At 59.9% G+C, this 24,264-nt stretch carries 25 protein-coding genes, 4 tRNA genes and 1 pseudogene; 12 read left to right on the top strand and 18 right to left on the bottom strand.

The features are described 5' to 3' along the window. Window positions 1-10: 10 nt before the first annotated feature. Together ACIN8IBEIGE_RS08575 and ACIN8IBEIGE_RS08580 are read left to right on the top strand one after the other, a co-directional pair. On the top strand, window positions 11-1,597 hold the full coding sequence (locus ACIN8IBEIGE_RS08575; protein ID WP_160014274.1) for an asparaginase domain-containing protein: 1,587 nt from the start codon (window positions 11-13) through the stop codon (window positions 1,595-1,597). Between the two features lie 31 nt (window positions 1,598-1,628). Continuing rightward, window positions 1,629-2,447: a hypothetical protein gene (locus ACIN8IBEIGE_RS08580; protein WP_160014275.1), complete on the top strand. Its 819-nt coding sequence runs from the start codon at window positions 1,629-1,631 to the stop codon at window positions 2,445-2,447. A 94-nt stretch (window positions 2,448-2,541) separates the two neighbouring features. On the opposite strand, the gene ACIN8IBEIGE_RS08585 is transcribed toward ACIN8IBEIGE_RS08580, so the two are convergent. From ACIN8IBEIGE_RS08585 to ACIN8IBEIGE_RS08595, 3 genes and pseudogenes are all read right to left on the bottom strand, one after another. Further along, on the bottom strand, window positions 2,542-3,096 hold the full coding sequence (locus tag ACIN8IBEIGE_RS08585) for a YbhB/YbcL family Raf kinase inhibitor-like protein (RefSeq protein WP_306109727.1): 555 nt from the start codon (window positions 3,094-3,096) through the stop codon (window positions 2,542-2,544). Between the two features lie 60 nt (window positions 3,097-3,156). After that, complete coding sequence (locus tag ACIN8IBEIGE_RS08590) at window positions 3,157-3,990, bottom strand: AraC family transcriptional regulator (RefSeq protein WP_160014276.1); 834 nt, start codon at window positions 3,988-3,990, stop codon at window positions 3,157-3,159. A gap of 205 nt (window positions 3,991-4,195) precedes the next feature. Further along, window positions 4,196-5,092: pseudogene (locus ACIN8IBEIGE_RS08595) on the bottom strand (LysR substrate-binding domain-containing protein). Window positions 5,093-5,188: 96 nt separating this feature from the next. Between ACIN8IBEIGE_RS08595 and ACIN8IBEIGE_RS08600 the strand changes: the two are divergent. Genes ACIN8IBEIGE_RS08600 through ACIN8IBEIGE_RS08610 form a run of 3 tightly spaced genes read left to right on the top strand, consistent with a single transcriptional unit; the run spans window position 5,189 to window position 7,488 of the window. Further along, window positions 5,189-5,860 (top strand): SDR family oxidoreductase, encoded by a 672-nt coding sequence (locus tag ACIN8IBEIGE_RS08600; protein WP_160014277.1) that lies wholly within the window; start codon window positions 5,189-5,191, stop codon window positions 5,858-5,860. An 18-nt stretch (window positions 5,861-5,878) separates the two neighbouring features. Further along, a complete protein-coding gene (locus ACIN8IBEIGE_RS08605; protein ID WP_160014278.1) occupies window positions 5,879-6,997 on the top strand; it encodes an alkene reductase in 1,119 nt (372 codons plus the stop codon). Further along, window positions 6,994-7,488: a VOC family protein gene (locus ACIN8IBEIGE_RS08610; protein WP_218579702.1), complete on the top strand. Its 495-nt coding sequence runs from the start codon at window positions 6,994-6,996 to the stop codon at window positions 7,486-7,488. Before ACIN8IBEIGE_RS08605 ends, ACIN8IBEIGE_RS08610 begins: the two co-directional genes overlap by 4 nt. Window positions 7,489-7,683: 195 nt before the next feature. Here the strand turns inward: ACIN8IBEIGE_RS08610 and ACIN8IBEIGE_RS08615 are convergent, their stop codons facing one another. Then, the gene (locus ACIN8IBEIGE_RS08615) at window positions 7,684-8,307 is read right to left on the bottom strand and encodes a trimeric intracellular cation channel family protein (RefSeq protein WP_160014279.1); all 624 of its coding nucleotides are present in this window, start codon (window positions 8,305-8,307) and stop codon (window positions 7,684-7,686) included. Between the two features lie 7 nt (window positions 8,308-8,314). After that, window positions 8,315-9,673 carry a glutathione-disulfide reductase gene (gorA, locus tag ACIN8IBEIGE_RS08620; protein ID WP_160014280.1) on the bottom strand — a complete coding sequence of 453 codons (1,359 nt, stop codon included), beginning with the start codon at window positions 9,671-9,673 and terminating at the stop codon, window positions 8,315-8,317. A gap of 83 nt (window positions 9,674-9,756) precedes the next feature. On the opposite strand from gorA, the gene ACIN8IBEIGE_RS08625 reads away from it, so the two are divergent. After that, window positions 9,757-10,179 (top strand): VOC family protein, encoded by a 423-nt coding sequence (locus ACIN8IBEIGE_RS08625; RefSeq protein WP_160014281.1) that lies wholly within the window; start codon window positions 9,757-9,759, stop codon window positions 10,177-10,179. Window positions 10,180-10,230: 51 nt separating this feature from the next. Here ACIN8IBEIGE_RS08625 and galU read toward each other — a convergent pair whose 3' ends face one another. The 9 genes from galU to ACIN8IBEIGE_RS08670 all read right to left on the bottom strand — a co-directional run bounded on the left by galU (window position 10,231) and on the right by ACIN8IBEIGE_RS08670 (window position 16,417). Beyond that, a complete protein-coding gene (gene galU / locus ACIN8IBEIGE_RS08630) occupies window positions 10,231-11,070 on the bottom strand; it encodes a UTP--glucose-1-phosphate uridylyltransferase GalU (protein ID WP_160014282.1) in 840 nt (279 codons plus the stop codon). 45 nt (window positions 11,071-11,115) lie between these two features. Next, window positions 11,116-12,477: a UDP-glucose/GDP-mannose dehydrogenase family protein gene (locus tag ACIN8IBEIGE_RS08635; RefSeq protein ID WP_160014283.1), complete on the bottom strand. Its 1,362-nt coding sequence runs from the start codon at window positions 12,475-12,477 to the stop codon at window positions 11,116-11,118. 190 nt (window positions 12,478-12,667) lie between these two features. Continuing rightward, a tRNA-Leu gene (locus ACIN8IBEIGE_RS08640) sits at window positions 12,668-12,754 on the bottom strand. 112 nt (window positions 12,755-12,866) lie between these two features. Then, window positions 12,867-12,940: transfer RNA gene (locus ACIN8IBEIGE_RS08645), tRNA-Cys, on the bottom strand. Window positions 12,941-12,979: 39 nt separating this feature from the next. After that, a tRNA-Gly gene (locus ACIN8IBEIGE_RS08650) sits at window positions 12,980-13,055 on the bottom strand. Window positions 13,056-13,122: 67 nt separating this feature from the next. Beyond that, window positions 13,123-13,683 (bottom strand): CDP-diacylglycerol--glycerol-3-phosphate 3-phosphatidyltransferase, encoded by a 561-nt coding sequence (gene pgsA / locus ACIN8IBEIGE_RS08655; RefSeq protein ID WP_090386427.1) that lies wholly within the window; start codon window positions 13,681-13,683, stop codon window positions 13,123-13,125. A 33-nt stretch (window positions 13,684-13,716) separates the two neighbouring features. Continuing rightward, a complete protein-coding gene (gene uvrC / locus ACIN8IBEIGE_RS08660) occupies window positions 13,717-15,558 on the bottom strand; it encodes an excinuclease ABC subunit UvrC (RefSeq protein WP_160014284.1) in 1,842 nt (613 codons plus the stop codon). Continuing rightward, the gene (gene uvrY / locus ACIN8IBEIGE_RS08665; RefSeq protein ID WP_160014285.1) at window positions 15,545-16,189 is read right to left on the bottom strand and encodes a UvrY/SirA/GacA family response regulator transcription factor; all 645 of its coding nucleotides are present in this window, start codon (window positions 16,187-16,189) and stop codon (window positions 15,545-15,547) included. Before uvrY ends, uvrC begins: the two co-directional genes overlap by 14 nt. 138 nt (window positions 16,190-16,327) lie before the next feature. Next, window positions 16,328-16,417 (bottom strand) — tRNA-Ser (locus ACIN8IBEIGE_RS08670). A gap of 132 nt (window positions 16,418-16,549) precedes the next feature. Here ACIN8IBEIGE_RS08670 and ACIN8IBEIGE_RS08675 point away from each other — a divergent pair. The 6 genes from ACIN8IBEIGE_RS08675 to ACIN8IBEIGE_RS08700 all read left to right on the top strand — a co-directional run bounded on the left by ACIN8IBEIGE_RS08675 (window position 16,550) and on the right by ACIN8IBEIGE_RS08700 (window position 19,694). Continuing rightward, on the top strand, window positions 16,550-17,218 hold the full coding sequence (locus tag ACIN8IBEIGE_RS08675) for a Bax inhibitor-1/YccA family protein (protein ID WP_160014286.1): 669 nt from the start codon (window positions 16,550-16,552) through the stop codon (window positions 17,216-17,218). 108 nt (window positions 17,219-17,326) lie between these two features. Further along, complete coding sequence (gene tusD / locus ACIN8IBEIGE_RS08680; RefSeq protein ID WP_160014287.1) at window positions 17,327-17,719, top strand: sulfurtransferase complex subunit TusD; 393 nt, start codon at window positions 17,327-17,329, stop codon at window positions 17,717-17,719. 1 nt (window position 17,720) lies between these two features. Continuing rightward, window positions 17,721-18,080 carry a sulfurtransferase complex subunit TusC gene (tusC, locus tag ACIN8IBEIGE_RS08685; RefSeq protein ID WP_160014288.1) on the top strand — a complete coding sequence of 120 codons (360 nt, stop codon included), beginning with the start codon at window positions 17,721-17,723 and terminating at the stop codon, window positions 18,078-18,080. Beyond that, window positions 18,080-18,379, top strand: a complete 300-nt coding sequence (tusB, locus tag ACIN8IBEIGE_RS08690) for a sulfurtransferase complex subunit TusB (protein WP_160014289.1) — start codon at window positions 18,080-18,082, stop codon at window positions 18,377-18,379. Before tusC ends, tusB begins: the two co-directional genes overlap by 1 nt. After that, complete coding sequence (locus ACIN8IBEIGE_RS08695) at window positions 18,376-18,711, top strand: TusE/DsrC/DsvC family sulfur relay protein (RefSeq protein WP_090386440.1); 336 nt, start codon at window positions 18,376-18,378, stop codon at window positions 18,709-18,711. Before tusB ends, ACIN8IBEIGE_RS08695 begins: the two co-directional genes overlap by 4 nt. Then, on the top strand, window positions 18,708-19,694 hold the full coding sequence (locus tag ACIN8IBEIGE_RS08700) for a glycosyl transferase family protein (protein ID WP_160014290.1): 987 nt from the start codon (window positions 18,708-18,710) through the stop codon (window positions 19,692-19,694). The genes ACIN8IBEIGE_RS08695 and ACIN8IBEIGE_RS08700 overlap by 4 nt, the downstream gene beginning before the upstream one ends. Here ACIN8IBEIGE_RS08700 and cysG read toward each other — a convergent pair. The 4 genes from cysG to ACIN8IBEIGE_RS08720 all read right to left on the bottom strand — a co-directional run bounded on the left by cysG (window position 19,679) and on the right by ACIN8IBEIGE_RS08720 (window position 24,237). Further along, window positions 19,679-21,073 (bottom strand): siroheme synthase CysG, encoded by a 1,395-nt coding sequence (gene cysG / locus ACIN8IBEIGE_RS08705; RefSeq protein ID WP_160014291.1) that lies wholly within the window; start codon window positions 21,071-21,073, stop codon window positions 19,679-19,681. The genes ACIN8IBEIGE_RS08700 and cysG overlap by 16 nt on opposite strands. Before the next feature lie 73 nt (window positions 21,074-21,146). Further along, window positions 21,147-22,427 carry a serine--tRNA ligase gene (gene serS, locus ACIN8IBEIGE_RS08710; protein WP_160014292.1) on the bottom strand — a complete coding sequence of 427 codons (1,281 nt, stop codon included), beginning with the start codon at window positions 22,425-22,427 and terminating at the stop codon, window positions 21,147-21,149. 107 nt (window positions 22,428-22,534) lie between these two features. Continuing rightward, window positions 22,535-22,915: a fluoride efflux transporter CrcB gene (gene crcB / locus ACIN8IBEIGE_RS08715; protein WP_160014293.1), complete on the bottom strand. Its 381-nt coding sequence runs from the start codon at window positions 22,913-22,915 to the stop codon at window positions 22,535-22,537. After that, window positions 22,912-24,237, bottom strand: coding sequence for a replication-associated recombination protein A (locus tag ACIN8IBEIGE_RS08720; RefSeq protein WP_160014294.1), 1,326 nt, complete (start codon window positions 24,235-24,237; stop codon window positions 22,912-22,914). Before ACIN8IBEIGE_RS08720 ends, crcB begins: the two co-directional genes overlap by 4 nt. Between the last annotated feature and the right edge of the window lie 27 nt (window positions 24,238-24,264).

Consider the following 24,264-nt stretch of genomic DNA (forward strand, 5'->3'; position numbering starts at 1 on the left):
GAGGCACCCTATGCGTATCGCGATTATCAATACCGGCGGGACTATTAGCTGCGTCGGCAACCCGTTAGCACCTATGAGCGCCGCGGCCTTTGCTGCGGCCAGTGAGCAGTTGCTCAACCCAATCCTGCAGCAGCAATTCCCTGACCTCAGCATCGGCTATCTGACCCAAATCAGTTTCCCCGAGTCGGCCAGCAAAACTCTGGACAGCACCAATCTGCAACCCACCGATTGGTGCATCATGGCCCAGGGCATCTTGGACAATTACGCCGCCTACGACGGCTTCGTGATTCTCCACGGTACCGACAGCATGGACTTCTCGGGTGCCGCGCTGGCGTTTCTGCTCAACAGCTTCGACGCCAATGGCTATGCCACCGCTGTGCTGAACAAGCCGGTGATCATCACCGGCTCGCAGGTGCCGTTGTATTACCAGGCCAGCAGCGACCAGGCCTTAAGCCTGAACTTCAACACCGACGCTTATCAGAACGTCTGTGGCGCAGTCGCGGCCGCACAAAGCGGTATTGCCGAGGTGGGCGTGTACTTTCACAACCACCTCTATCGCGGCAACCGCGTGGTTAAAACCAACGCTAGCCAGTTCGACGCCTTCTCCTCCCCCAACTACCCGGCCCTGGCCGAATATGGCATCAGTCTGACGCTCAATAACGCCGCCTGCCTGCCCGGCCCCGTGCACGCGAGTCTGAGCCTGGAGAATCCAAGCGTGCTGGCCGGCCAGCAAAACCAGCTCAACCAGATAACGGCCTGCATCAATAACTTTCCGGTTATTCAGTTGAACGCATTCCCCGCGCCCTACAGCATCTCGCCACCCAGCGCCTTTCTCGCCACGCTGATAGACGCTGTGGTTTCGGCCGGGGCGCGCGGCATCATTCTGGAGTCCTACGGCGAAGGTAATTACCCCTCTGGCAACCCGGACACACCCAGCGCCGGGGCCATCTACCAGGCGCTGAGTCAGGCCAACCAGAGTGGCGTCAACCTGGTCGATTGCACCCAGGTCTTGGCTGGTACGGTGAACAACAGCGCCTATGCCTCTGGCGCCTGGTTACCCCAGGTGGGCGCCTTGGCGCCAGCGGACATGACGCCCATGGCCGCCCTGGCCAAGTTGATGATTCTGATGGCAGCCGCCGCAACCAATGGCTGGACGCGTCAGCAGGTGCAGACCCTGCTGCAATCCAACCTGGCCGGCGAAATGCTCAGCGTCAATTACCTGGACAGCCGGATCAACGCCGAACTGCTGCCCAACCAGAGCATCAGCGCCCTGGATGGCAGCGCCAGCCTGACTAACACCCCAGACCAAGGTCCGGTACTGCTAGCCAGCGGCCAGGACACGCCGCTGTGGCGCCTACCCATCACAATCCAGTCGAGTGATTTGCCAGGTCGCCTGCGCATGCAGGATGACGGTAACTTGGTGTTCTACAACCGCAACAACCAGGCCATCTGGGCCAGTGATACCGGCCAGTTCGGTGGTGCGTCTTCGCGGCTGGTTATCAGCGGCCATTACGCGAGCTCTGCGCCAAGTAACAGCCTAACCATGCAGGTCTACAACTACTCCAGCATGGTCATCGCCAGCCAGCTCTACCCTTAATCCCACTCCACCCAGCGAAAAGGAATACGCCATGAACAGCTCAGCACGGCCTTTCAAATTCAGCGGTGTTATTGCGCCCCAGGACTTCTTTCACCAAGCCACCCTTGCCCCAGCGCTGGGCGCGGTACCGGACGAGCACTACATCGCCCCTACGGTCATTTCGGTACAAATCAGCGTGCCCGAGCAGAAGACCATTGGCGTACCCCAATACTCTGCCACCGTATACGGAGAGGCAGCCGGTCGCTACGACCCCGCAGGCGACTGCCAGGGCAACTTCATGTCTTTCCGGTTCCAGCCCAATAACAATTGTTATGCCTACGGCTGCAACATCACACCAAACACCTTTCCTCAGCCAGGACGGCAGAGCGGCTACCTGCTCACCGCCGCAAACTTTCAACAGCCCTTCTCCGATCTGGGGGCTCTGGTCAGCAGCTACGCAGTCAAGGACGGGCTGGAATTAGTCGGCACCAGCCTCGAAGAACTGTTTGCGTTCAAGTCCAGCAAGCAGGGCACTAATCTACAGCCGCCAGGCAGCCTAAGGGCCGGCTACCTCGGCGGGCACTTCGTCGCGCTGATGGTCTCAACGGCAGGTGATGCGAACTGGCCGGGCGACTACCACTGGGCGCGCTGTGACAACTCATCCGGCGCTTGCGACAGTTGGTCACAGAAAGACGGTTCAGACCAGGTGACCAACTTCGACTTTGCCGGCAACCCGATCAGCAACCCCATGACTGCCAATTGGCAAGTCAACCAGGGGCCGGTCTCCAGCACCGATAGCCGTGAGCTGTTGGTGGAGTACGGTTTTTACTGCTTTATGTTTGTCCCAGAAACCGGTGTGACGATTATTTAATCCAACACCCATGGCAAAAAGCCCAGTGACCAAAGGTCGCTGGGCCATTACCGCTCTGCGTAATCCCGGACACAGATTCCGTGCAGGCCTTTGCTCAACGTCCGTAAGTGGCCGTCACGCTTGCGCTGGCCAGCTTGTTGAAATGCACGAGGAAGCCGATCAGCGCCGGCGAGGCGTTCGCCAATGGCGGCTCCAGCTTTTCCACCTTCAACGCGTGCACGGTGAAAACATAGCGGTGCGGTTTGTCCCCCTGCGGCGGGCAGGCGCCGCCAAAACCGGCCGTGCCGTAGTCGCTGACCCCCTGTACCGCCCCCTCCGGCAGCGCTTGGCCAGCCTTCTGGCCAACGCCCTCAGGTAGCGACGAGGTGCTTGCCGGCAGGTCATAGAGGACCCAATGCCACCATCCCGATCCTGTGGGTGCATCCGGGTCGTAAGCGGTAACCACGAAGCTTTTCGTCCCGGCTGGCGCGCCACTCCATGACAACGCCGGCGAAAGATTGTCACCACTACAGCCGAAGCCGCTGTATACGTGCCGTTCGGACAGGGTTCCCCCATCCGCGAACGACGAACTGGTAAGCGTGAAGTCTGCAGCCCTGACCAATGCAGGCAGGCAGACGAAAGCAAGAGCGACAGCGATCACAGGGCGCATCAGAGAGATTCCTTGACAGTATTCGACGGCGGCAATGATCCCGCCGCGTAACCTGCCCCGCTACGCCAAACGCTCCAGATGCGAGCCATTCTGCGCCAAGCGCTGGCGCATCACCGAAGGCGCGAACCCCCAACGTGCCTGGAAAGCCGCACTGAAGCGGCTGTGTGACTCCCAACCACAATGCAGGGCGATGTCGTTGATGGAACGCTGGGTACTCTGCAGCAGGACCAGAGCGGTTTCCAGGCGCACCTCGCGGACCAGTCCGGCGAGGGTAAAGCCCGACCCAGCGAGGCGTCGGCGCAGCGTCGAGGCGCTGGTATGGAAAACCTCGGCGAGACGTTCGATTCTCCAGTCATCTTCAGGCCGCAGAGCGATGAGCCGGCGGATACGCTCTGCCCAGGAAATCTGCTCGACGGGCTTGAGACGCACGCCACGCTCACCCAGGACAAGCAACAGCTCGATCACCCGGTGACGCTGCAGCAAAGGAGAAACCGTCGCTGCCTCCAGGGCCAGCGCAGTGCGCTCGATGACCTCGCTCAGTTCACCGTCAAGGTCCATGGTCCTGGCTGCGGACAGCTCGTCCTGCACCGGCGGCAGGATCGCCGCAACCGCCCTGACAGGTTCGTCGGAAAAGGCCAAGGCCAGCGCCTCGTAACACGACTCGTCAGCGGGATCGTTGAGCACGTCCCACTGGGTTCCCCGTGCCAGCACCACCACTTCGTTCTTCGATACGCTGAGAGTCCCGGTCGGTGCGATGAGCGCCTTGCGACCACGGCGCACCAGCACCAGAAGGTCCTCACGGATCGACAGGGTTCTCACACGATGCCTGGCGCTGCTGGAAATGCGAATGACCTGAGCCGGCGCAGAAGCGATGTCAGTAACGGGAGTGGACACGAGGGACAGTTCCTTTTCGGTTTGTTTCGCCACCATTGGCTGTCGCAGCCGCGCAGTGCCTCGGAAGGCAGTGGTCACATGCACATCACGCAGGACGTGCGGACCAGGGCCCGTCTGCAACGCTATCCGCGCTGCCAATCTACTGGGTGAGCCATCGGAAAGCCAAGCCTGGGCACTTACCTACTCCGGCAATGGCTCGCTCTAGCTAGGTTCTGTCATCGGCGGAAAGCTCCGTGGCGATCGCCTCGATCAGCGCGCGTACGCGGCGCGGTTGGCTGCGCATCCCCGGGTAGACGATCTGCAGGGCCGTGCGTGCTGCACTGTATGGCGCCAGGACTTCGATCAGCCGTCCGCCATCAAGGTCGGCCTGCACGTCCCATACCGATTTCAGGCACAGACCATGGCCCTGCAGGGCCCAGCGCCTGACCAATTCGCCATGGTTGGCCATGCGCCGGCTGCGGACGGCGACCTAGTACGGCTTGCCGTCGACGAGAAACGACCACTGGTGATCACTGTTGATGCCGAAACGCATGACGATGCAGTCATGCCCGTGCAGTTCATCGGGGTGCAACGGCATGCCCATGCGCTCGAGGTAGCCAGGCGCGGCGCATACGACGCGCCGGTTCTCACCGATGGGTTTGACCTTCAGACTGCTGTCGGCCAGCGTTCCGTAGCGCACGGCAAAATCGAGGCCCTGGCTGACCAGGTCGACGAAGCCGTCGGTGAGGTTGAGCTCGACGCTGACCTCGCGGTGCTGGTCGAGAAAGCGATCGACAATCGGCACGATGCGCGCCTGCCCCAGATCGACCGGAGCACTCAAGCGCACCGGCCCACTCAGGCTTTGCGCACCAAGACGCACCCGGCTGTCCAGTTCCTCCGCTTCGGCCAGCAGGCGGCGGGCGCCCTCGGCCAGCGTCCGGCCTTCATCTGTCAGGCTGATCGAGCGCGTGGTTCGGGTCAGCAACGCCACGCCATAGTGCGACTCCAGTGCGGCCAGCCGCTCGGACACCGAGGCGGGAGAGAGCCCCAGCTCACGCCCGGCTGCAGAAAGCCCACCCTTCTCGATGATCAGCAGGAACAGCTCCAGGTGGTCGAGCATCATTCGTAATATCCGAAATATCTTTTTGATTATTGCTGGATTTTAAGCCTTCAGCGCAAAGCATAAGGTACCCCCATCGTTCATCGAAGGGGAAGCACCGTGAACTTCACCGAGCAAAGCACCAGCGTCATCGTCGGCGGCCATACGGGTATCGGTCGGGCACTTGCGGATGCACTCCGTGAGCGCCCGGGTCGGGTGCTGGTGGCCAGCCGGCGCCGCGGCCTGGATGTCACCGACCCGAGCGCCGTGGAGCGCTACTTCGAGGCCATCGGCACTATCGACCACCTGATCTTCACCGCGGGATCACAAGCGCCGGGCGGGCAACTGCTCGATATGGATCTGAGCACGGCGAGGGCCGCCTTCGACACCAAGTTCTGGGGCAGCCTGGCCGTGGCCAAGGTAGGCGCACGGCACCTGCGCGCCGGTGGCAGCCTGACGCTGACGAGCGGCTTCCTGGCGCGCCGCGCCGTGCCCGGCACCTTCGTCAAGACGGCGATGAACGCAGCGCTCGAAGCCGTCGCCAAGGTGCTGGCACGTGAGCTGGCGCCACTGCGGGTGAACGTCGTCAGCCCTGGCCTGACCGACAGCGAAGCCTATGCCGGCATGGCAGAGGACGCACGCCTGGCCATGCTGCAACGCGCAGCCAACAACCTGCCGGTCGGCCGCGTCGGCAGGCCGCAAGACCTGGCCCAGGGCTACCTGCTGGCCATCGACAACCCTTTCATGACAGGTGCGGTCATCGATATCGATGGCGGCGCACTCATCAACTGATCCCTCGGAGAAACCTTCATGTCTGACTCTCGCAAACTTTTCAACCCGGTCCGCGTTGGCAACCTGGAACTGACCAACCGCCTGGTGATGGCACCGATGACACGCGCGCGCAGCACGCAACCCGGTGACGTGCCCAACGCCCTCAATGCCAGCTACTACGCGCAGCGTGCCAGCGCGGGGCTGATCGTCTCGGAGGCCACGCAGATCTCGCCACAGGGCAAGGGCTACTCGTTCACCCCCGGCATCCACAGTGCCGAGCAGGCGGAAGGCTGGCGCCTGGTGACCCGCGCCGTGCACCAGGCCGGGGGGCGCATCTACCTGCAGCTCTGGCACGTCGGGCGCATGTCGCACCCGGACTTTCATGACGGGCAGCTTCCGGTCGCGCCCTCGTCCGTCGCCTTCGACGGCGCGATCTGGAAAGTCGACCCGGTCACCGGCGAGGGCGGTATGCACCCCTGCCCCACCCCGCGAGCACTCGAGCGCGAGGAAATACAGGCAATCGTCGAGGACTACCGAGTCGCCGCCAGGCAGGCCATTGCCGCCGGCTTCGACGGTGTCGAGGTGCACGCGGCCAATGGCTACCTGATCGACCAGTTCCTGCGCACCACCTCCAACCTGCGCAGCGATGAGTACGGCGGTTCGCGGGAAAATCGTCTGCGCTTCCTGCGTCAGGTGATCGACGCAGTGGCCGACGAAGTCGGCGCCGAGCGCACGGCCATTCGCCTGGCACCGTTCCTCACCGCGCGTGGCATGGCCTGCCCGGATATCCTGCCGACCATCCTCGATGCGGCCAGCTACCTGGACGACAAACAGATCGCCTACTTGCATCTGGTTGAGGCTGATTGGGACGATGCCCCCGAGTTCACCGAGGCGTTTCGCCAGGACATCCGCCTGCGTTTCCGCGGCCCGATCATCGTCGCCGGCAAGTACGATCAGGCACGCGCCGAATGGGTGTTGGGCAAGGGCTATGCCGACCTGGTGGCCTTCGGCCGGCCGTTCATCGCCAACCCCGACCTGCCCCGCCGCTATGCCGAGAATCTGCCGCTGGCGGACTTCGCGCCAAGCAGCCTGTTCGGCGGCGATGCGCGTGGCTATACCGACTATCCCGCGCTCCCGGTCAAGGAGCTGGCACTGTGAGCCGGCAGGCCCAGAACCAGGACGCCGGCCTGCCGACGGGCAACATCCTGGGGCTCGACCACTTCACGCTGCGTACCGCCCGCCTGGAGGAAACGGCGGAGTTCTTCACCCGGGTGATCGGCTTGAGCGACGGTCCGCGACCGGCTTTTCGCTTCCCCGGGCGTTGGCTATACATCGGCGCCCATCCGGTGTTGCACCTTGTCGCCGTGACTACCGACGACCGCCAGCTTCACGCCTACCTGGGCGAGCAGGAAAGTGCCGACGGCAGTGGCTGCGTCGACCATATCTCGCTGCGCGGCACGCACCTGGCCGAGACGCAGCAGCACCTGCTTAGCCTCGGCCAGACGTTTCGCGAGCGCATCGTGCCGCAGATCGGCGAGCACCAACTGTTTCTTGAAGATCCAAACGGCGTGACCATCGAGCTGATCGTTCCCTACCGCCCGGAGAACATCGTGCTGGGCGAAGCCATGCCGCGACCGGACATCGGCTGAGCCATCCCGGCAGAGGCACGCCCCCATGCGCGACACTCCCGAAACACGCCTAACCACACTCGGCCTGCAACTGCCCGAGCCCACGTCGGCGCTCGGCAACTACCCGCCCTGGTATATCGTGTTACACGGGCTAGCTAGGGATTATTAAGAACGTCTCAAGCGCCGCGCATGAAGGATGCAGCCCGAGCTGGGCAACTAATCGCGATCCAATAAATGGAAGCTGGGCAGCGCAACATGCCAGCGAATGGCCGCCAGGCGAATCAGCAGCACAGTCAGCATGGCCACCCCGGTATCTAGCCAGTGTGGTGTGTCCAGCGCACGCATGCCGATAAACATCAGGGCACCGGCAATGCAGGCTGTTGCATAGATTTCTTTCTGGAAGATCAGCGGGATCTCATTGCAGATCACATCGCGCATGACCCCACCTGCTACACCGGTCATCACACCCATGATCACTGCCGTGCTGTGTGGCACGTTGTGTTGCATGGCGACCTCGGTTCCGATCACGGTAAATACCGCCAGCCCGAAAGCATCCGCCAGTAACAGGCCTTTCTCGTGGATTGGCTGTGTCAGACGTACCCATAGGACCGTAGCGATGGCTGCCAGCGATGCGACAACGATATACAGGTCGTTGCGAATCCAGCTAACCGGATGGTTGTCCAGAATCACATCACGCAGTGTGCCACCGCCAAGCGCAGTAACGATGGCAATCACCAGTACACCGAACAGGTCCATGGACTTGCGCCCGGCCATCAGTGCGCCGGTGATGGCAAAGACCGCAACGCCGAACAGATCTGCCAGATAGAACAGTTGCGCCATGCTGACCTCAGGAGGACACAGGGGTACGCATGGTGACGAACTCTTCGGCGGCCGTTGGATGCACGCCGATGGTTTCATCGAACACCTGCTTGGTTGCGCCTGCTTTAAGCGCCACTGCCAGTCCCTGGACAATTTCACCGGCGTCCGGGCCAACCATATGACAGCCCAATACGCGGTCTGTGGCAGCGTCTACCACCAGTTTCATCAGGGTGCGCTCCGGGCTTTCGGTCATGGTCAGCTTCATCGGACGGAAGCGACTTTCGAAGACCGTGACGTTGTAGCCCTCCTCCTTCGCCTGCTCTTCACTGAACCCGACTGTGCCTATATTCGGCAGGCTGAATACGGCCGTAGGGATCAGCCGGTAGTCGACCTTGCGGTATTCCTCAGGCTTGAACAGGCGTCGTGCTACCGCCATGCCTTCGGCCAGTGCTACGGGCGTCAGCTGTACGCGACCGATCACATCGCCGATGGCGAGGATTGACGGTGTCGTAGTCTGGTATTGCTCGTCGACCTTGATAAAACCGCGCTCATCGAGCTGCACATGGGTATTTTCCAGGCCCAGGTTATCCAGCATCGGCCGGCGTCCGGTGGCATAGAAAACACAGTCGGTTTCAAGCACGCGGCCATCCTTGAGGGTGGCGCGCAGGCTGCCATCGGTCTGTTTGTCGATGCGGGCGATATCGCTGTTGAATTGCAGATCCACACCACGCTTGCTCAACTCTTCCTCTAGGTGCAAGCGCACGGCCTTGTCGAAGCCACGCAGGAACAGCTCTCCGCGATAAAGCAGCGAGGTGCATGCGCCCAGTCCGTTGAAGATCGAAGCGAATTCCACGGCGATATAACCGCCGCCCACCACCAGCACACGCTTGGGCAGCTGCTCAAGAAAGAAAACCTCATTCGAGCCAATGGCATGTTCATGTCCAGGCACTTCAGGAATCTGCGGCCAACCGCCGGTAGCAATCAGGATGTGCTTGGCGCTGTAACGCTGTCCGCCCAGTTCAACACTGTGTTCATCGACAATCCGCGCGTGGCCTTCGAGCAAGGTCACACCACTACTAACCAACAGGTTGCGATAGATGCCATTGAGTCGGTCGATTTCACGGTTTTTGTTACTGATCAGGGTCGACCAGTCGAACTTGCTCGCCCCCAGTTCCCAGCCAAAGCCTTGCGCCTGTTCGAAGTCGTCGGCGAAGTGTGCACCATAAACCAGCAGCTTCTTCGGTACGCAGCCAACATTGACGCAGGTACCGCCGAGGTAGCGGCTTTCGGCAACCGCCACGCGCGCGCCATAGCCGGCAGCAAATCGCGCAGCCCGCACACCGCCGGAACCGGCGCCAATTACAAACAGGTCGAAGTCGTAGGTCATTTCAGCCTCCAGAACAAGCCGCCAGCATACCCCAAGGCGCTCCAGTGCCTAAACTTGATGCCATGCAGAACAGGAGAGTCGTTATGCGCCCTACTCTTACTCATCTGGCCTTGCACGTGCCTGACCTCGATGCCTGCGTAAGCTTTTACGAGCAGTTCTGCGCGATGCAGGTGATTCACCAGCGCGCTGGCAAAGGCTCACGGATTGTCTGGATGGCCGAACAGGGTAAGGAACACAGCTTTATTTTTGTGATCATGCCGGGGGGGCAAGATCGCCAATTGGCTGCGGATGACTACAGCCACTTGGGCTTTGCCCTGGGAAGTCGAGAACAGGTTGATCGCATCGCGGCGCGAGCACGAGTGGCAGGGTGTCTGGTCTGGGAGCCGCGTGACGAACCCTACCCCGTTGGTTACTACTGCGGCCTGCGCGACCCCGCAGGCAACTATGTGGAGTTCAGCTACGGCCAGCCGTTAGGGCCTGGCGCTGAGCAGATACCCTTGCCCTGAATGCACACAGCCACCCGAAGGTGGCTGTGTATTACCGCGTCAAGTGCCTAATCAATAGGCCTTGCCGGTTTTGTAGAGGTTTTCGAAGCAGAAGTTGGTGGCTTCGATATAGCCTTCTGCACCGCCGCAATCGAAACGTTTGCCCTTGAACTTGTAGGCCATCACGCAGCCATTCTGTGCCTGCTTCATCAGTGCGTCGGTGATCTGGATTTCACCGCCCTTGCCAGGTTCGGTTTGCTCAATCAGCTCGAAGATGTCCGGAGTCAGGATATAGCGACCGATGATCGCCAGGTTCGACGGCGCGTCTTCCGGCTTGGGCTTCTCGACCATGCTGTTAACCCGGTAGATGTCATCGCGAATCATCTCGCCGGCGATCACCCCATATTTATGGGTTTCTTCCGGCGGCACTTCCTGAATGGCGACGATCGAGCAGCGGAACTGGTTGTACAGCTTGACCATCTGCGTCAGCACCGCATCGCCTTCCAGGTTCAGGCACAGGTCGTCAGCCAGCACCACGGCAAATGGCTCATCACCAACCAGCGGGCGGCCACAGAGAATCGCGTGGCCCAGGCCTTTCATTTCCACCTGGCGGGTGTAGGAGAAGGTGCATTCATCGATCAGGCGGCGGATGCCAACCAAGTATTTTTCCTTGTCGGTGTCACGAATCTGGTGCTCAAGCTCGTAGCTGATATCGAAGTGATCTTCCAGCGCGCGTTTGCCGCGGCCGGTGATCATGGCAATTTCCGTCAGCCCAGCTTCCAACGCCTCTTCGACACCGTACTGGATCAGCGGCTTGTTCACGATCGGCAGCATTTCCTTGGGCATGGCCTTGGTGGCTGGCAGAAAGCGGGTGCCGTAACCGGCTGCAGGGAACAAGCATTTCTTGATCATGGGAAACCTTGAGGAAATGGGGGTGAAAATTGCGTGCGCAGTTTATCAGGCTGCACTGGCCTTACAATGCCCCTGCGCGGGCCGGCCAATGCCTCGGTAAAGAAAACCCAGCTCTGCCAACTGCATGGCATCGTAGATATTACGCCCGTCAAACAGCACAGGCATGCGCATCAAACCACGAATGCGGGCGAAGTCGGGCTGGCGAAACTGCTTCCATTCGGTAACGAGCACCAGCGCATCTGCACCTTCAACAACGCTATATGGCGACGTGCTCAAACGCAGTTGACCGCTATCAATCGCCTGGCTGTAGCGCTCTGCAAGAGCTGTTGTCGCGACCGGATCACACGCCTGAACGGTGACGCCGACAGCCAGCAAGGCATCAAGCAGAACCAGGCTGGGTGCTTCGCGCAGATCATCGGTACCTGGCTTGAACGCTAGGCCCCACAGCGCCACCACCCGCCCTTGCCAATAACCGGAAAAGTGCTCACGTAATGCCTGAAACAACAGGGTTTTCTGCAGCGCGTTACGGGCTTCGACTGCGCGCAAAATGCCCGGTTCAATGCCTTCTTGCTCTGCGCAGCGAATCAGCGCCCGCACATCCTTGGGAAAACAGGAACCACCATAACCGCAACCGGCGTAGATAAAGTGGGTACCAATGCGTTTATCGCTGCCGATGCCACGCCGCACATCCTCGATGTCGACATCCAGGCGTGCGCAGAGGCTGGCCATTTCATTGATAAAGGAAATCTTGGTAGCCAGAAAGGCGTTGGCGGCATATTTGCTGAATTCAGCCGCCCGCAGCCCCATGCATAACAAACGCTCATGATTGCGCAGGAATGGTGCATACAGACGACGTAACAACTCATGCCCCGCGGGTTCATCGCAGCCGACAATCACCCGGTCGGGACGCATAAAGTCGTCAATCGCCGAACCTTCCTTGAGAAACTCCGGGTTACTCGCCAGCGTCACCGCAAAGCGTTTGCCGCGTTTGCTCAATCGGCCGTTGATGCGCTGTGCAACACGCTCAGCCGTGCCTACGGGTACCGTTGATTTATTCACCACCACGCAGTTCTGCTCAAGCAGGTCGCCCAGTTCATCGGCCACGGCCAGGACATGCGACAAGTCCGCTGAGCCGTCCTCCCCACTCGGCGTGCCGACTGCGATAAAGATAATCTCGGCCTGTTTGATACCTTCATGCAGATGCCGACTGAAGCTCAGCTGACCGCTGCTCAAATGAGTTTGCAGCATGGCCTCCAGCCCCGGCTCGTAAATCGGCGACTGGCCACGGGCAAGCCGTACCACACGCTGCGCATCACGCTCAATGCAGATCACCCGATTGCCCATCTCGGCAAAACAGGCCGCCGATACCAGCCCTACATACCCTGCTCCGATCACACAAATCCGCATCGCCTGCACTCCTCACTGAGTTACCGCGATTGCAGCTAAAGCAGATGGCAGGGTTATGACATGCGCGCGACATCCAGATGACAAGCCTAAATAAAGATATGCGTACAAAAATCAGGCATAAAAAAACCGGCCACGAAGACCGGTTTTAGAGGATTTCAGGTTCATACAAGAACATCTGAAATCATGTACATGGTGCCCGAAGCCGGGGTCGAACCGGCACGAGGTTACCCTCGAGGGATTTTAAGTCCCTTGCGTCTACCGATTTCGCCATTCGGGCGGTAGCGCTGCATTGCGAGGCTTGGACTATATACAGCCCTTGGATACCTCGCAAGGTTTCAAGTTTAAATGAAAAAGCCTCGTAAATCAGTGATCTACGAGGCTTTTCTAATTGGAGGCTGAGGTCGGAATCGAACCGGCGTTCACGGATTTGCAATCCGGTGCATAACCACTCTGCTACTCAGCCTTGAAACTAAACGGACCGTGTAAAACGGTCCGTTGAAATTGGAGCGGGAAACGAGACTCGAACTCGCGACCCCGACCTTGGCAAGGTCGTGCTCTACCAACTGAGCTATTCCCGCTTGTCGTGCTGACGGCCGCCATTCTATAGCTTCAGAACGGCCCGTCAACCCCTTGATTCAAAAAAGCTTATTTCTTTTCCGCGGTAATTCGCAGGTGTGGCCATGCGGCCAGCAGGTACTGCGCCATCGACCACAAGGTAAGTACCGCAGCAATGATCAGCAGCGCGTAACCGAGCACAACCCAAGCAGTAAAGGTCGGTGGATTGGCCAGCAAAATTACCAGGGCAACCATCTGTGCGGCGGTTTTCCATTTTGCCAATTTGGATACGGCAACATGCGCACGGGCACCTATCTCTGCCATCCATTCACGCAGCGCCGAAACCACAATTTCGCGACCGATGATGATGGCCGCAGGCAGCGTCAACCAGAGATTGGCGTGCTCAGCCACCAGCAACACCAGAGCAACCGCCACCATCAGCTTGTCGGCAACCGGGTCGAGGAAAGCACCAAAAGGTGTGCTCTGTTCCCAACGCCGGGCCAGATAACCATCCAGCCAGTCCGTTGCCGCTGCGACTGAAAACACCGCGCTAGCGGCCCAATAGCTCCAGCTGAAGGGCAGATAGAACAGCAGAATAAACACCGGGATCAGCAATACACGGAGCACGGTCAGCAGGTTGGGGATATTCATCGACACGACTTGGCGGTAAAGAGAGCCAGCATTCTACTCACTGTGCAGGGTCGCATAAATCAACTCGGCGAGTTTTTTACTGATCCCTGGTGCTTTGGCAATTTCTTCGATGCTGGCGCGGGACAGTTCCTGTAGCCCGCCGAAGTGGTTGAGCAGCTCACGCCGGCGCTTGGGGCCTACGCCAGCAACTTCCTCAAGAGTGGAGGTTCGTCGAGTTTTGCCACGACGGGCGCGGTGTCCAGTAATGGCAAAGCGGTGCGATTCATCGCGAATCTGCTGAATCAGATGCAGTGCCGGTGAATTGCCCGGCAAAGTAAATTCATGGGCGGCGTCATTCAGATACAGGGTTTCCAAGCCCGGTTTGCGCGTAGTGCCTTTAGCAACGCCAAGCAGAATCAAGTCTGGTACCGCCAGCTCTTCGAGCACTTCGCGGGCCATCGCCAGTTGGCCTTTACCGCCGTCCACCAGCAGGATATCCGGCAGCTTGCCTTCGCCATCCTTGATCTTGCTGAAGCGCCGAGTCAGCGCCTGGTGCATGGCGGCGTAATCGTCACCGGGCGTCACGCCTTCGATGTTGTAGCGGCGGTAATCGGATTTCAGCGGACCTTCCGGGCCAAATACCACGCAGGAAGCAACCGTCGCCTCGCCGCTGGAGTGGCTGATATCGAAGCACTCCAGGCGTTGCGGTACTTCATCCATGTCCAGCGCCTGAGCCAGGGCATCAAAGCGCGCGGCAACGTGTTGCCGATTAGCTAGGCGCGCCGCCAGGGCTTGCTCGGCATTCGTCACGGCCAGCTGTTGCCAGCGCGCGCGGGTACCGCGTACGCGGTAGCTGATACTCAGCTCACGGCCGCGTAGCTCATCAATGGCGGCGATCAGCGTGGCGAAATCTTCGTGTTGTGCATTGACGATCAGCTCGCTCGGCAGGTCGCGTTCCTGGCTGCTCAGGTAGTACTGCGCAAGGAAGGCCAGCAGTACACCACTGCCCTCCTCCTCAATGGCCACCTGCGGGAAAAAATTTTTACTGCCAAGCACCCGGCCGCCGCGCACGCTGATCAAATGCACACATGCACCGCCTGGATTGACCATGGCCGCGACCACGTCCACATCACCGGTGCCGCCTTCCATGCTCTGCTGATCCTGCACGCGGCGCAGCAGTGATATCTGATCACGCAATCCAGCCGCCCGCTCGAAATCGAGGGCCATGGCGGCAGCCTGCATGCCACTGGACAGCTCATCAGTCAGGGCATTGCTGCGCCCCTCAAGAAACATCACCGAATGGCGTACGTCGTCAGCATACTCAGCGGGTTCTACCAGGCCGACACAGGGGCCTTTGCAGCGCTTGATCTGGTACTGCAGGCAGGGCCGCGTGCGATTTTTGTAGAAGCTGTCCTCGCACTGGCGCACCAGAAAGGTCTTTTGCAACAGGTTGAGGCTCTCGCGGATGGCGCCGGCGCTGGGATATGGGCCAAAGTAACGGCCTTTCTGCTTTTTCGCCCCGCGGTGGATGCTCAGGCGCGGGAAATCACCATCGGATAGAAGCACATAGGGGTACGACTTATCGTCGCGCAGCAGAATGTTGTAGGGCGGCCGCCATTCCTTGATCAGCGTCTGTTCAAGCAGCAACGCTTCGGTTTCATTGGCGGTGATGGTGGTTTCTATCTGCGCGATGCGGCCCACTAACGCGGCGGTCTTAGGCGCTAACCCGTTTTGGCGGAAGTAGCTGGCCAGGCGCTTTTTCAGGTTCTTGGCTTTACCGACATAGAGCAGCTTGGCGTCGACATCGAACATGCGGTACACGCCAGGGCGACCGCTGCAGGTGGAGAGAAACGCGCTGGAATCGAAAGCTGCGCGACTGTCGTCAGCTGCTGGCATCAATCATGCCGTGGCGTACGGCCAGCAGGGCCAGCTCGACATCGCTGGTGATCGACAGCTTTTCGAAGATGCGATAGCGGTAGGTGTTTACGGTTTTCGGCGACAGGCAGAGCTTGTCTGAGATGGCCTGAACCTTCTGGCAGCCGGCGATCATCAGCGCGATCTGGATTTCACGCTCGGAGAGCAGATCGAACGGCGAATTGCTGCTTTGTGGCTGGAACGACTTGAGAGCCAGTTGCTGGGCAATCTGCGGGCTGATATAGCGCTGACCGCTGAATACCATGCGGATGGCTTGAACCATTTCTTCCAGGGCCGCGCCCTTGGTCAGGTAACCAGCAGCGCCGGCCTGCAGCAGGCGCGTAGGGAACGGATCTTCTTCGCAGACGGTAACTGCAACGACTTTGAGATCAGGGTGGCTGCGAATCAGCTTGCGCGTGGCCTCAAGGCCGCCAATGCCCGGCATCTTGATGTCCATCAGGACAACATCGGGCTTCAGCTCGCGGGCTTTCTTCAGGGATTCTTCGCCAGACTCGGCTTGACCAACTACATGCAAACCGTCGATATCAGCCAGCATGCGGGTGATGCCGGTACGTACCAGGTCGTGGTCATCAACAACTAGCACCCTGATCAAGCGACACCCCGTTTGCATCAGCCGCCAAGAGCAGCTGGTTGGGTTGGAAGGCTGGAGATTTGTTAACCCCAGCTTGACGCATAACCGTCAAAATGCAAGCGCCAATAAAGCTGCGCAAGAGTGACGGCCAGAGGAATATGGCGGAAGCGGTGAGATTCGAACTCACGGAAGAGTTTCCCCTTCGACGGTTTTCAAGACCGTTGCATTCAACCGCTCTGCCACGCTTCCGGCGATTGCGGGCGGCAATCTTACCCGAACGCAACACGCTGTCAAACTCTACGTATTGGCTCTCTATCTGCCTCTGCTATGATCGGGCCTGACCTTGGTCACGGAACCATCAGCCATTTCAGGAGTGTCGCCATGAACGAACACAATTATGCACTTGACCATACGCAGGTTGAGCAGCAAGAAGTCAGCCGCGTCCTGCGCAACACCTATGGCCTGCTGGCCATCACCCTGGCTTTCAGCGGCCTGGTGGCGTACATCGCACAGCGCGCCAATGTGCCTTATCCGAATATCTTCGTGGTGCTGATCGGCTTTTACGGCCTGTTCTTCCTCACTGCCAAACTGCGTAACTCGGCCTGGGGTCTGGTTTCGACCCTCGCTCTGACCGGGTTTATGGGCTATGCCCTCGGCCCGATCCTCAATCGCTATATGGGCATGGCCAACGGTGCTGAAGTTGTCAGTTCCGCTTTCGCCATGACAGCCCTGGTGTTCTGCGGTCTGTCGGCTTACGTACTGACCACCCGCAAAGACATGAGCTTCCTCAGTGGGTTTATCACTGCAGGTTTCTTTGTTCTGCTGGGCGCGATGGTTGCCGGCTTCTTCTTCGAGATCAGCGGTCTGCAGCTGGCGATCAGCGCAGGTTTTGTGCTGTTTTCTTCGGTCTGCATTCTGTATCAGACCAGCGAAATCATTCACGGTGGTGAGCGTAACTACATCATGGCGACCATCAGCCTGTATGTATCGATCTACAACCTGTTCGTCAGCCTGCTGCAGATTTTCGGCATCATGGGCAGCGACGACTGATTTACGCTGCTGTGAAAAGCCCGCTTCGGCGGGCTTTTTTATGCCTACCACGCGCATCTTGGTGGCTCAGGCTTTATCATTCCGGCAAATTGGCTTGCCGGGTTTGCTATGAAGTTTGCCATCGCTCTGTTCTCTGCTCCTCATGCACCTTCCTCGCGCCGCGCGCTGCGCTTTGCTCAGGCGGCATTGGCAGGTGGGCATGAGATCGTGCGGCTGTTCTTTTATCAGGACGGCGTACACAGCGCCTCGAGCAATGTGGTCTGCGCGCAGGATGAAGTGGATCTGCCACGTGAATGGCGTGAGTTAGTGCAAACGCAGCAGCTGGATGGCGTCGTGTGTATCGCCGCAGCCTTGCGCCGTGGCGTGTTGAATGACGATGAAGCACAGCGTTATTCACGCTCAGCCGCCAATCTGGGCGCGCCTTGGGAGCTTTCCGGGCTAGGCCAACTGCACGAAGCGACGCAGCTGGCGGATCGCTTGGTGTGTTTTGGAGGCCCTTGAAATGAGTAAGTCGCTGCTGATCATCAGCCGCCAAGCCCCGTGGTCCGGTCCTGGTGCGCGGGAAGCACTGGATATCGCGCTGGCCGGCGGCGCCTTCGATTTGCCGATTGGCCTGCTGTTTCTTGATGACGGGGTATTTCAGCTGAGTGGTGCGCAACAACCGGCCAATCTGCAGCAGAAAGACCTCAGCGCCAATCTGCAGGCCTTGCCAATGTTCGGGGTCGAGTCGCTGTATGCCTCGCAGCGCAGCCTGGATGAGCGTGGCCTGGGTGATTACTCCAGCAGTCTGGTTGTCGAGCGTCTCGATGACTCCTCGATAAGTGCTTTGATTGACCGCTACAACCAGGTGATTACGCTCTGATGGCTACCTTGCACGTACTCTCGCACTCGCCCTTTACCGATAGCAGTCTGAGTAGTTGCTTGCGTATTCTCGGCTGCCAGGATGCCCTACTGCTTTGTGGTGATGCGGTATATGCCTTACAGGACGGTAGCGCACAGCGTCAGGCGCTGGAACTGATGCCAGAAGCCATCGCACTGTATGCTCTGGATGAAGATGTGCAGGCGCGCGGCCTTGCTTACCCTGCCCGCCTCGTACTGGTCGATTACCCTGCGTTCGTTGTGCTGAGCTGCCAATACGACAAGGTAAACACTTGGCTATGAGCACGCTGAATGTTGAAGGTCGCAGCTTGGCGCTGGACAAAGATGGCTATCTGGTCGATCTGGCGGATTGGTCCGAAGCCAGCGCGCATGCCCTGGCGCAACGTGAAGGCATCAACCTGAGTGCCGAGCACTGGGAAATCCTCTGGCTGGTGCGCAGCTTTTACGACGAGTTTCAGTTGTCCCCAGCCAACCGTCCGCTGATCAAGTTTATTGCCGTCAAACTCGGCCCCGAGAAAGGCAATAGCCTGAACCTCAATCGCCTGTTCAATGGCGCTCCTGCCAAACTTGCCGCCAAGCTGGCGGGCCTGCCCAAGCCGACCAATTGTCTATGAATCTTGTGACCCCGCCGGAACACCCTTTCGCTCAATTTGTACGCATCCTCGGTAAAGGCAAGCGTGGTGCGCGCAACCTGACCCGCGAGGAGGCCCGTGACGCCATGGGCATGCTGCTCGACGGCCAAGCCGAAGAAAGTCAGCTGGGTGCCTTTCTGATGCTGTTGCGGCACAAGGAGGAAAGTGCCGAGGAAATGGCCGGTTTTGCCGAGGCTGTGCGTGCGCGCTTACAGGCGCCTGCTATCCAGGTAGATCTGGATTGGCCCAGCTATGCCGGCAAGAAGCGCCACCTGCCGTGGTTTCTGCTGGCGGCCAAGGCGCTAGCGAATAGCGGTATTCGCATCCTGTTGCATGGCGGCGGCCCGCACACAGCCGGGCGCATGTACAGCGAACAGCTACTCGAAATCCTGCACATTCCGCTATGCCGCAGCTGGGATGGCGTTGAGCTGGCACTGGCGCAACAACAGCTGGCATTTATCCCGCTGGGCGACTGGATGCCGCAGCTGCAAGGGATGATCGACCTGCGCAACACCCTCGGCCTGCGTTCACCGATTCATTCGCTGGCGCGCATTCTCAACCCGCTGGGCGCGCGTTGCGGTCTGCAGAGCATCTTTCATCCGGGTTATCAGGCGGTGCACCGTGAAGCCAGCCAGTTGCTCGGCGATAGCGCGGTAGTAATCAAGGGTGAAGGCGGCGAAATCGAGATCAACCCGGACGCCACCAGCCACCTGTACGGCACGGCCAATGGCGACAACTGGGACGAAGAATGGCCGGCGCTTTCGCCGCTGCGTCACGTCAAGCCTGAAACGCTGGAACCGGCCCATCTTGTCGCCTTCTGGCGCGGTGAAGTGGCCGATGATTACGGCCAGCTTGCCGTGATCAGCACCATGGCTTTGGCCTTGCGCGCCCTCGGCGAATCGCGTGAAAAAGCCCTGGAGCGCGCCGCCCAGCTGTGGGCGGCGCGTAATCAGACGCTGGCTTGAGCGCCTTCAAACCAGGCCAGTTTCTCCCGTAGCTGCACCACTTCGCCGACGATTACCAGAGTCGGCGCGTGCACCTCATGTTCCGCCACCAGCTCGGCCAGATTGGCCAATGTACCGGTAAACACCCGCTGATTCTGCGTGGTGCCCTGCTGGATCAATGCCGCCGGCGTTGTCGCTGCGCGGCCATGGGCAATCAGTTGCTGACAGATGATCGGCAACCCCACCAGGCCCATATAGAACACCAGGGTCTGGCTGCTGGCTGTCAGCTCGTTCCAGGGCAGATTGCTGCTGCCATCTTTCAGGTGACCGGTAACAAAGCGCACAGATTGCGCATGGTCACGATGGGTCAGCGGAATTCCCGCATAAGCCGCGCAGCCTGAGGCGGCGGTGATGCCCGGTACCACCTGAAACGGAATGCCGTGGGCAGCCAGCTCTTCGATTTCCTCACCACCACGACCGAAGATAAACGGATCGCCGCCTTTCAGGCGCAATACCCGTTTACCTTCTTTGGCCAAGCTGACCAGGCGCTGATTGATCTGCTCCTGCGGCACAGCGTGCTCTGCACGCTGTTTGCCAACATAGATGCGCTCGGCATCGCGACGGCACAGCTCGATGATGGCCGGGGCCACCAGGCGGTCGTAGAGCACCACATCGGCTTGCTGCATCAGGCGCAGGGCACGGAAGGTCAGCAGATCAGGGTCACCCGGCCCGGCACCAACCAGATACACCTCGCCAAGGGTGCGCGGGGCTATCCCGGCGATTTTCTCTTCCAGTTGGCGCTGCCCTTCCTGCAGTTTACCGGCGAAGACGCTTTCGGCCACCGGGCCCTGAAACACATCCTCCCAGAACACCCGGCGCTGCTGCACATCGGGAAAGAGCGCTTTGACCTGGGCACGAAAACGCTTGGCCAAACCGGCTAGCTGACCATAGGTTGCAGGAATCCAGGTTTCGATCTTGGCGCGAATCAGCCGTGCCAGCACCGGTGCATCACCGCCACTGGTAATCGCCACAATCAAAGGCGAGCGATCGACAATGGCGGGGAAAATCACGCTACACAGCTTCGGTGCATCCACCACGTTGACCGGAATACCCAATGCCTGGGCCTCGGCCGAGATTTGCGCATTCAGCGGCTCGTCATCGGTGGCGGCAATGATCAGGGCCACACCCTGCAGATCAGCCGACTGATAATCACGTAGCCGCACCTCGCCACTACGCGCACTGGCCATCTCACGCAGTTCGTCACGAATCTCCGGCGCTACTACCCGCAGCGTCGCGCCGGCATCACTGAGCAAGCGCGCCTTGCGCACGGCAACTTCACCACCACCGACCACCAGTACCGGGCGATCCTGCAGTTTGTGGAACAGGGGCAGAAAATCCATGACACACGCTCTCAATCGGGTAAACAAAACGGGGCGGCACTGGCCGCCCCGTCACAGGTAACTGAAATCCGGATTAACCGATAATTTCGATACCACCCATATAGGGCTTCAGCACATCCGGCACGCGGATGCTGCCATCGGCCTGCTGGTAATTTTCCAGCACAGCAACCAGGGTGCGCCCCACAGCCAGGCCGGAGCCGTTGAGGGTGTGTACCAGTTCGGGCTTGCCGGTTTCCGGGTTGCGGTAGCGCGCCTGCATACGGCGCGCCTGGAAGTCGCCGCAGTTGGAGCACGAAGAAATCTCGCGGTACTTGTCCTGGCTCGGCACCCAGACTTCCAGGTCATAGGTTTTCACCGCGCCGAAGCCCATATCACCGGTGCACAGCGCCAGTTTGCGGTATGGCAATTCAAGCAACTGCAGCACGCGCTCGGCGTTGGCGGTCAGGCTTTCCAGCGCCTCAAAGGATTTGCTCGGCTCGACGATCTGCACCATCTCGACCTTGTCGAACTGGTGCTGACGGATCATACCGCGGGTATCACGGCCGGAAGCACCGGCCTCACTGCGGAAGCACGGGGTGTGCGCAACCAGTTTAAGCGGCAGTTGCTTGGCATCAAGAATTTCGCCAGCAACGATGTTGGTCAGCGAAACCTCGGCAGTCGGGATCAGGTACAGATCGGCTTCGCCTTCGCGACTGATCTTGAACAGGTCTTCCTCAAACTTCGGCAGCTGGCCAGTGCCTTGCAGCGCCGGAGCCTGCACCAGGTAAGGCGTATAGGCTTCTTCGTAGCCGTGCTCGCCGGTGTGCAAATTGATCATGAACTGCGCCAGAGCACGGTGCATGCGCGCAATCGGCCCGCGCAATAAAGCAAAACGTGCGCCGGACAGCTTGGCAGCGGTCTCGAAATCCAGCCAGCCGTGCTGCTCGCCGAGGGCAACGTGATCCTGAATCGGGAAATCGAAGCTGCGCGGCGTGCCCCAGCGGGAGACTTCCACGTTGCCCTCTTCGTCTTCACCGACCGGCACCGATTCGTGTGGCAGGTTGGGGATATTCAACAGCAGGCCGTCGAGTTCAGTCTGAATGCTGTCAAGGTCACGTTTGCCCTGCTCCAGGTCGCTGCCCATCTGATCCACTTCTGCCAGCAGCGGCGCAATGTCTTCACCGCGCTGCTTGGCCTGGCCAATGGATTTGGAGCGACTGTTACGTTCGGCTTGCAGCTGCTCGGTGCGGGTCTGCAGCGTCTTGCGCTGAGCCTCAAGCGCTTCAAAGCGGGCAACATCAAGGACAAAACCACGGGCGGCCAGGCGCTCGGCCACTTCATGGAGCTGGGTACGAACGAGTTTGGAATCGAGCATGTTCTGGTCTCAACACATCACAAGGGTTTGCATGGCCTTGGCCATGACGCGCATGCCGCGCAGTTTAAGGCTTTAACCGGGTTGGGTGCCACACCGGGCGTTAGCGGCTACTGAGAGAGGCGTGCCAGGGCAAAACCGCCCCAGACCGCGAGCACACCGCCGACCACGCTGCACAGCAGGTAGGCAAACGCCTCATTGTGGCGGCCACTTTCAAATAGCTTGAGCAGCTCGAGGCTGAATGAGGAAAAGGTGGTGAAACCGCCGAGCAGGCCGATGATCAAGCCGCTGCGCAATTCAATAGGCAGGTCGCTGCGCAACAGAAACAGGCCGGACAACAGACCGATCAGCAGGCAGCCGAGGACATTTACGGTGAAGGTGCCCAGGTAGAAATGCCGCGGCCACTGCGCCACTACCCAGCTGGCAGCCAGAAAGCGCAGCACAGAGCCCACTGCACCACCGAGGGCAACGGCCATGGCGACGCGAATCATGGCTTTCTCCGTTGCCGAGGGCTGTTGCGATCCTGGCTTTTCAAGTGTTGCAGCTTGTCGCGAATCTTCAGCTCCAGGCCACGCGGCACCGGTTGATAGTACTCACGCGGCTCGAAGGTGTCCGGAAAGTAATCCTCACCAGCGGCATAGGCATCAGGCTCATCGTGGGCGTAGCGGTATTCGTCGCCATAACCCAACTCTTTCATAAGCTTGGTCGGGGCATTGCGCAGGTGCAGCGGAACTTCCTGCGAGCCATGTTCGGCGGCATCACGCATGGCGGCGTTGAAGGCGTTGTAGACCGCGTTGCTTTTTGGCGCACAGGCCAGGTAGACAATCGCCTGAGCCACGGCCAGCTCACCCTCAGGGCTACCCAGACGCTCCTGCACGTCCCATGCGTTGAGGCACAGGGTCAGGGCGCGTGGGTCGGCATTGCCGATGTCTTCGCTGGCCATGCGCACCACACGGCGGGCGATATACAGCGGATCACAACCGCCATCAAGCATGCGCGCAAACCAGTACAGCGCGCCGTTCGGGCTGGAGCCGCGTACGGATTTGTGCAGCGCAGATATTTGGTCGTAAAAGGCTTCGCCGCCTTTATCGAAGCGCCGACGGGTATCACCAAGCAGATTGAACAGCAGTTCGCTGCCGATCTCGCTGCCGTCTTCGGCCAGGTCGGCGGCGTTTTCCAAAAAATTGAGCAAACGCCGGCCGTCGCCATCGGCTGCGGCCTGAAGAATCTTGAAGCTTTCTTCCGGCAGACTCAGCTGGCGTTCCCCCAGGCCCTTCGGGTCGCTCAGGGCGCGATCGACCAGCTTGCGCAGCGCGGCCTCATCCAGGCTTTTCAGCACATAGACTCGAGCCCGTGAGAGCAAGGCGTTATTTAGCTCGAATGACGGGTTTTCCGTGGTGGCGCCGATAAAGATCAGCGTGCCGTCTTCCACGTAAGGCAGAAAGGCATCCTGCTGCGACTTGTTGAAACGGTGTACCTCATCAACAAACAGGATGGTCTGGCGGCCATATTGCGCAGCATGTTGCTGCGCGACTTCCACGGCCAGGCGAATCTCCTTGACCCCGGAGAGTACTGCAGAAATCGTCTCGAAGTGCGCATCGGACACCTGTGCCAGCAGCCGCGCCAGGGTGGTCTTGCCGACACCTGGCGGGCCCCAGAAGATCATCGAATGCAGCGCGCCCTGCTCCAGCGCTTCACGCAAGGGTTTGCCACGGGCCAGCAAGTGCTCCTGGCCGACGTACTCATCCAGGCTGGCTGCGCGTAACCGGGCAGCCAGGGGTTGAGCAACGGGAGCCTTGCGAAACAGATCCATGACTGCGGTTTAACGCCTCTTGCCCTT

This window comes from Pseudomonas sp. 8BK (assembly GCF_902506475.1).
GTDB classification, from domain to species: Bacteria; Pseudomonadota; Gammaproteobacteria; order Pseudomonadales; family Pseudomonadaceae; genus Aquipseudomonas; species Aquipseudomonas anguilliseptica.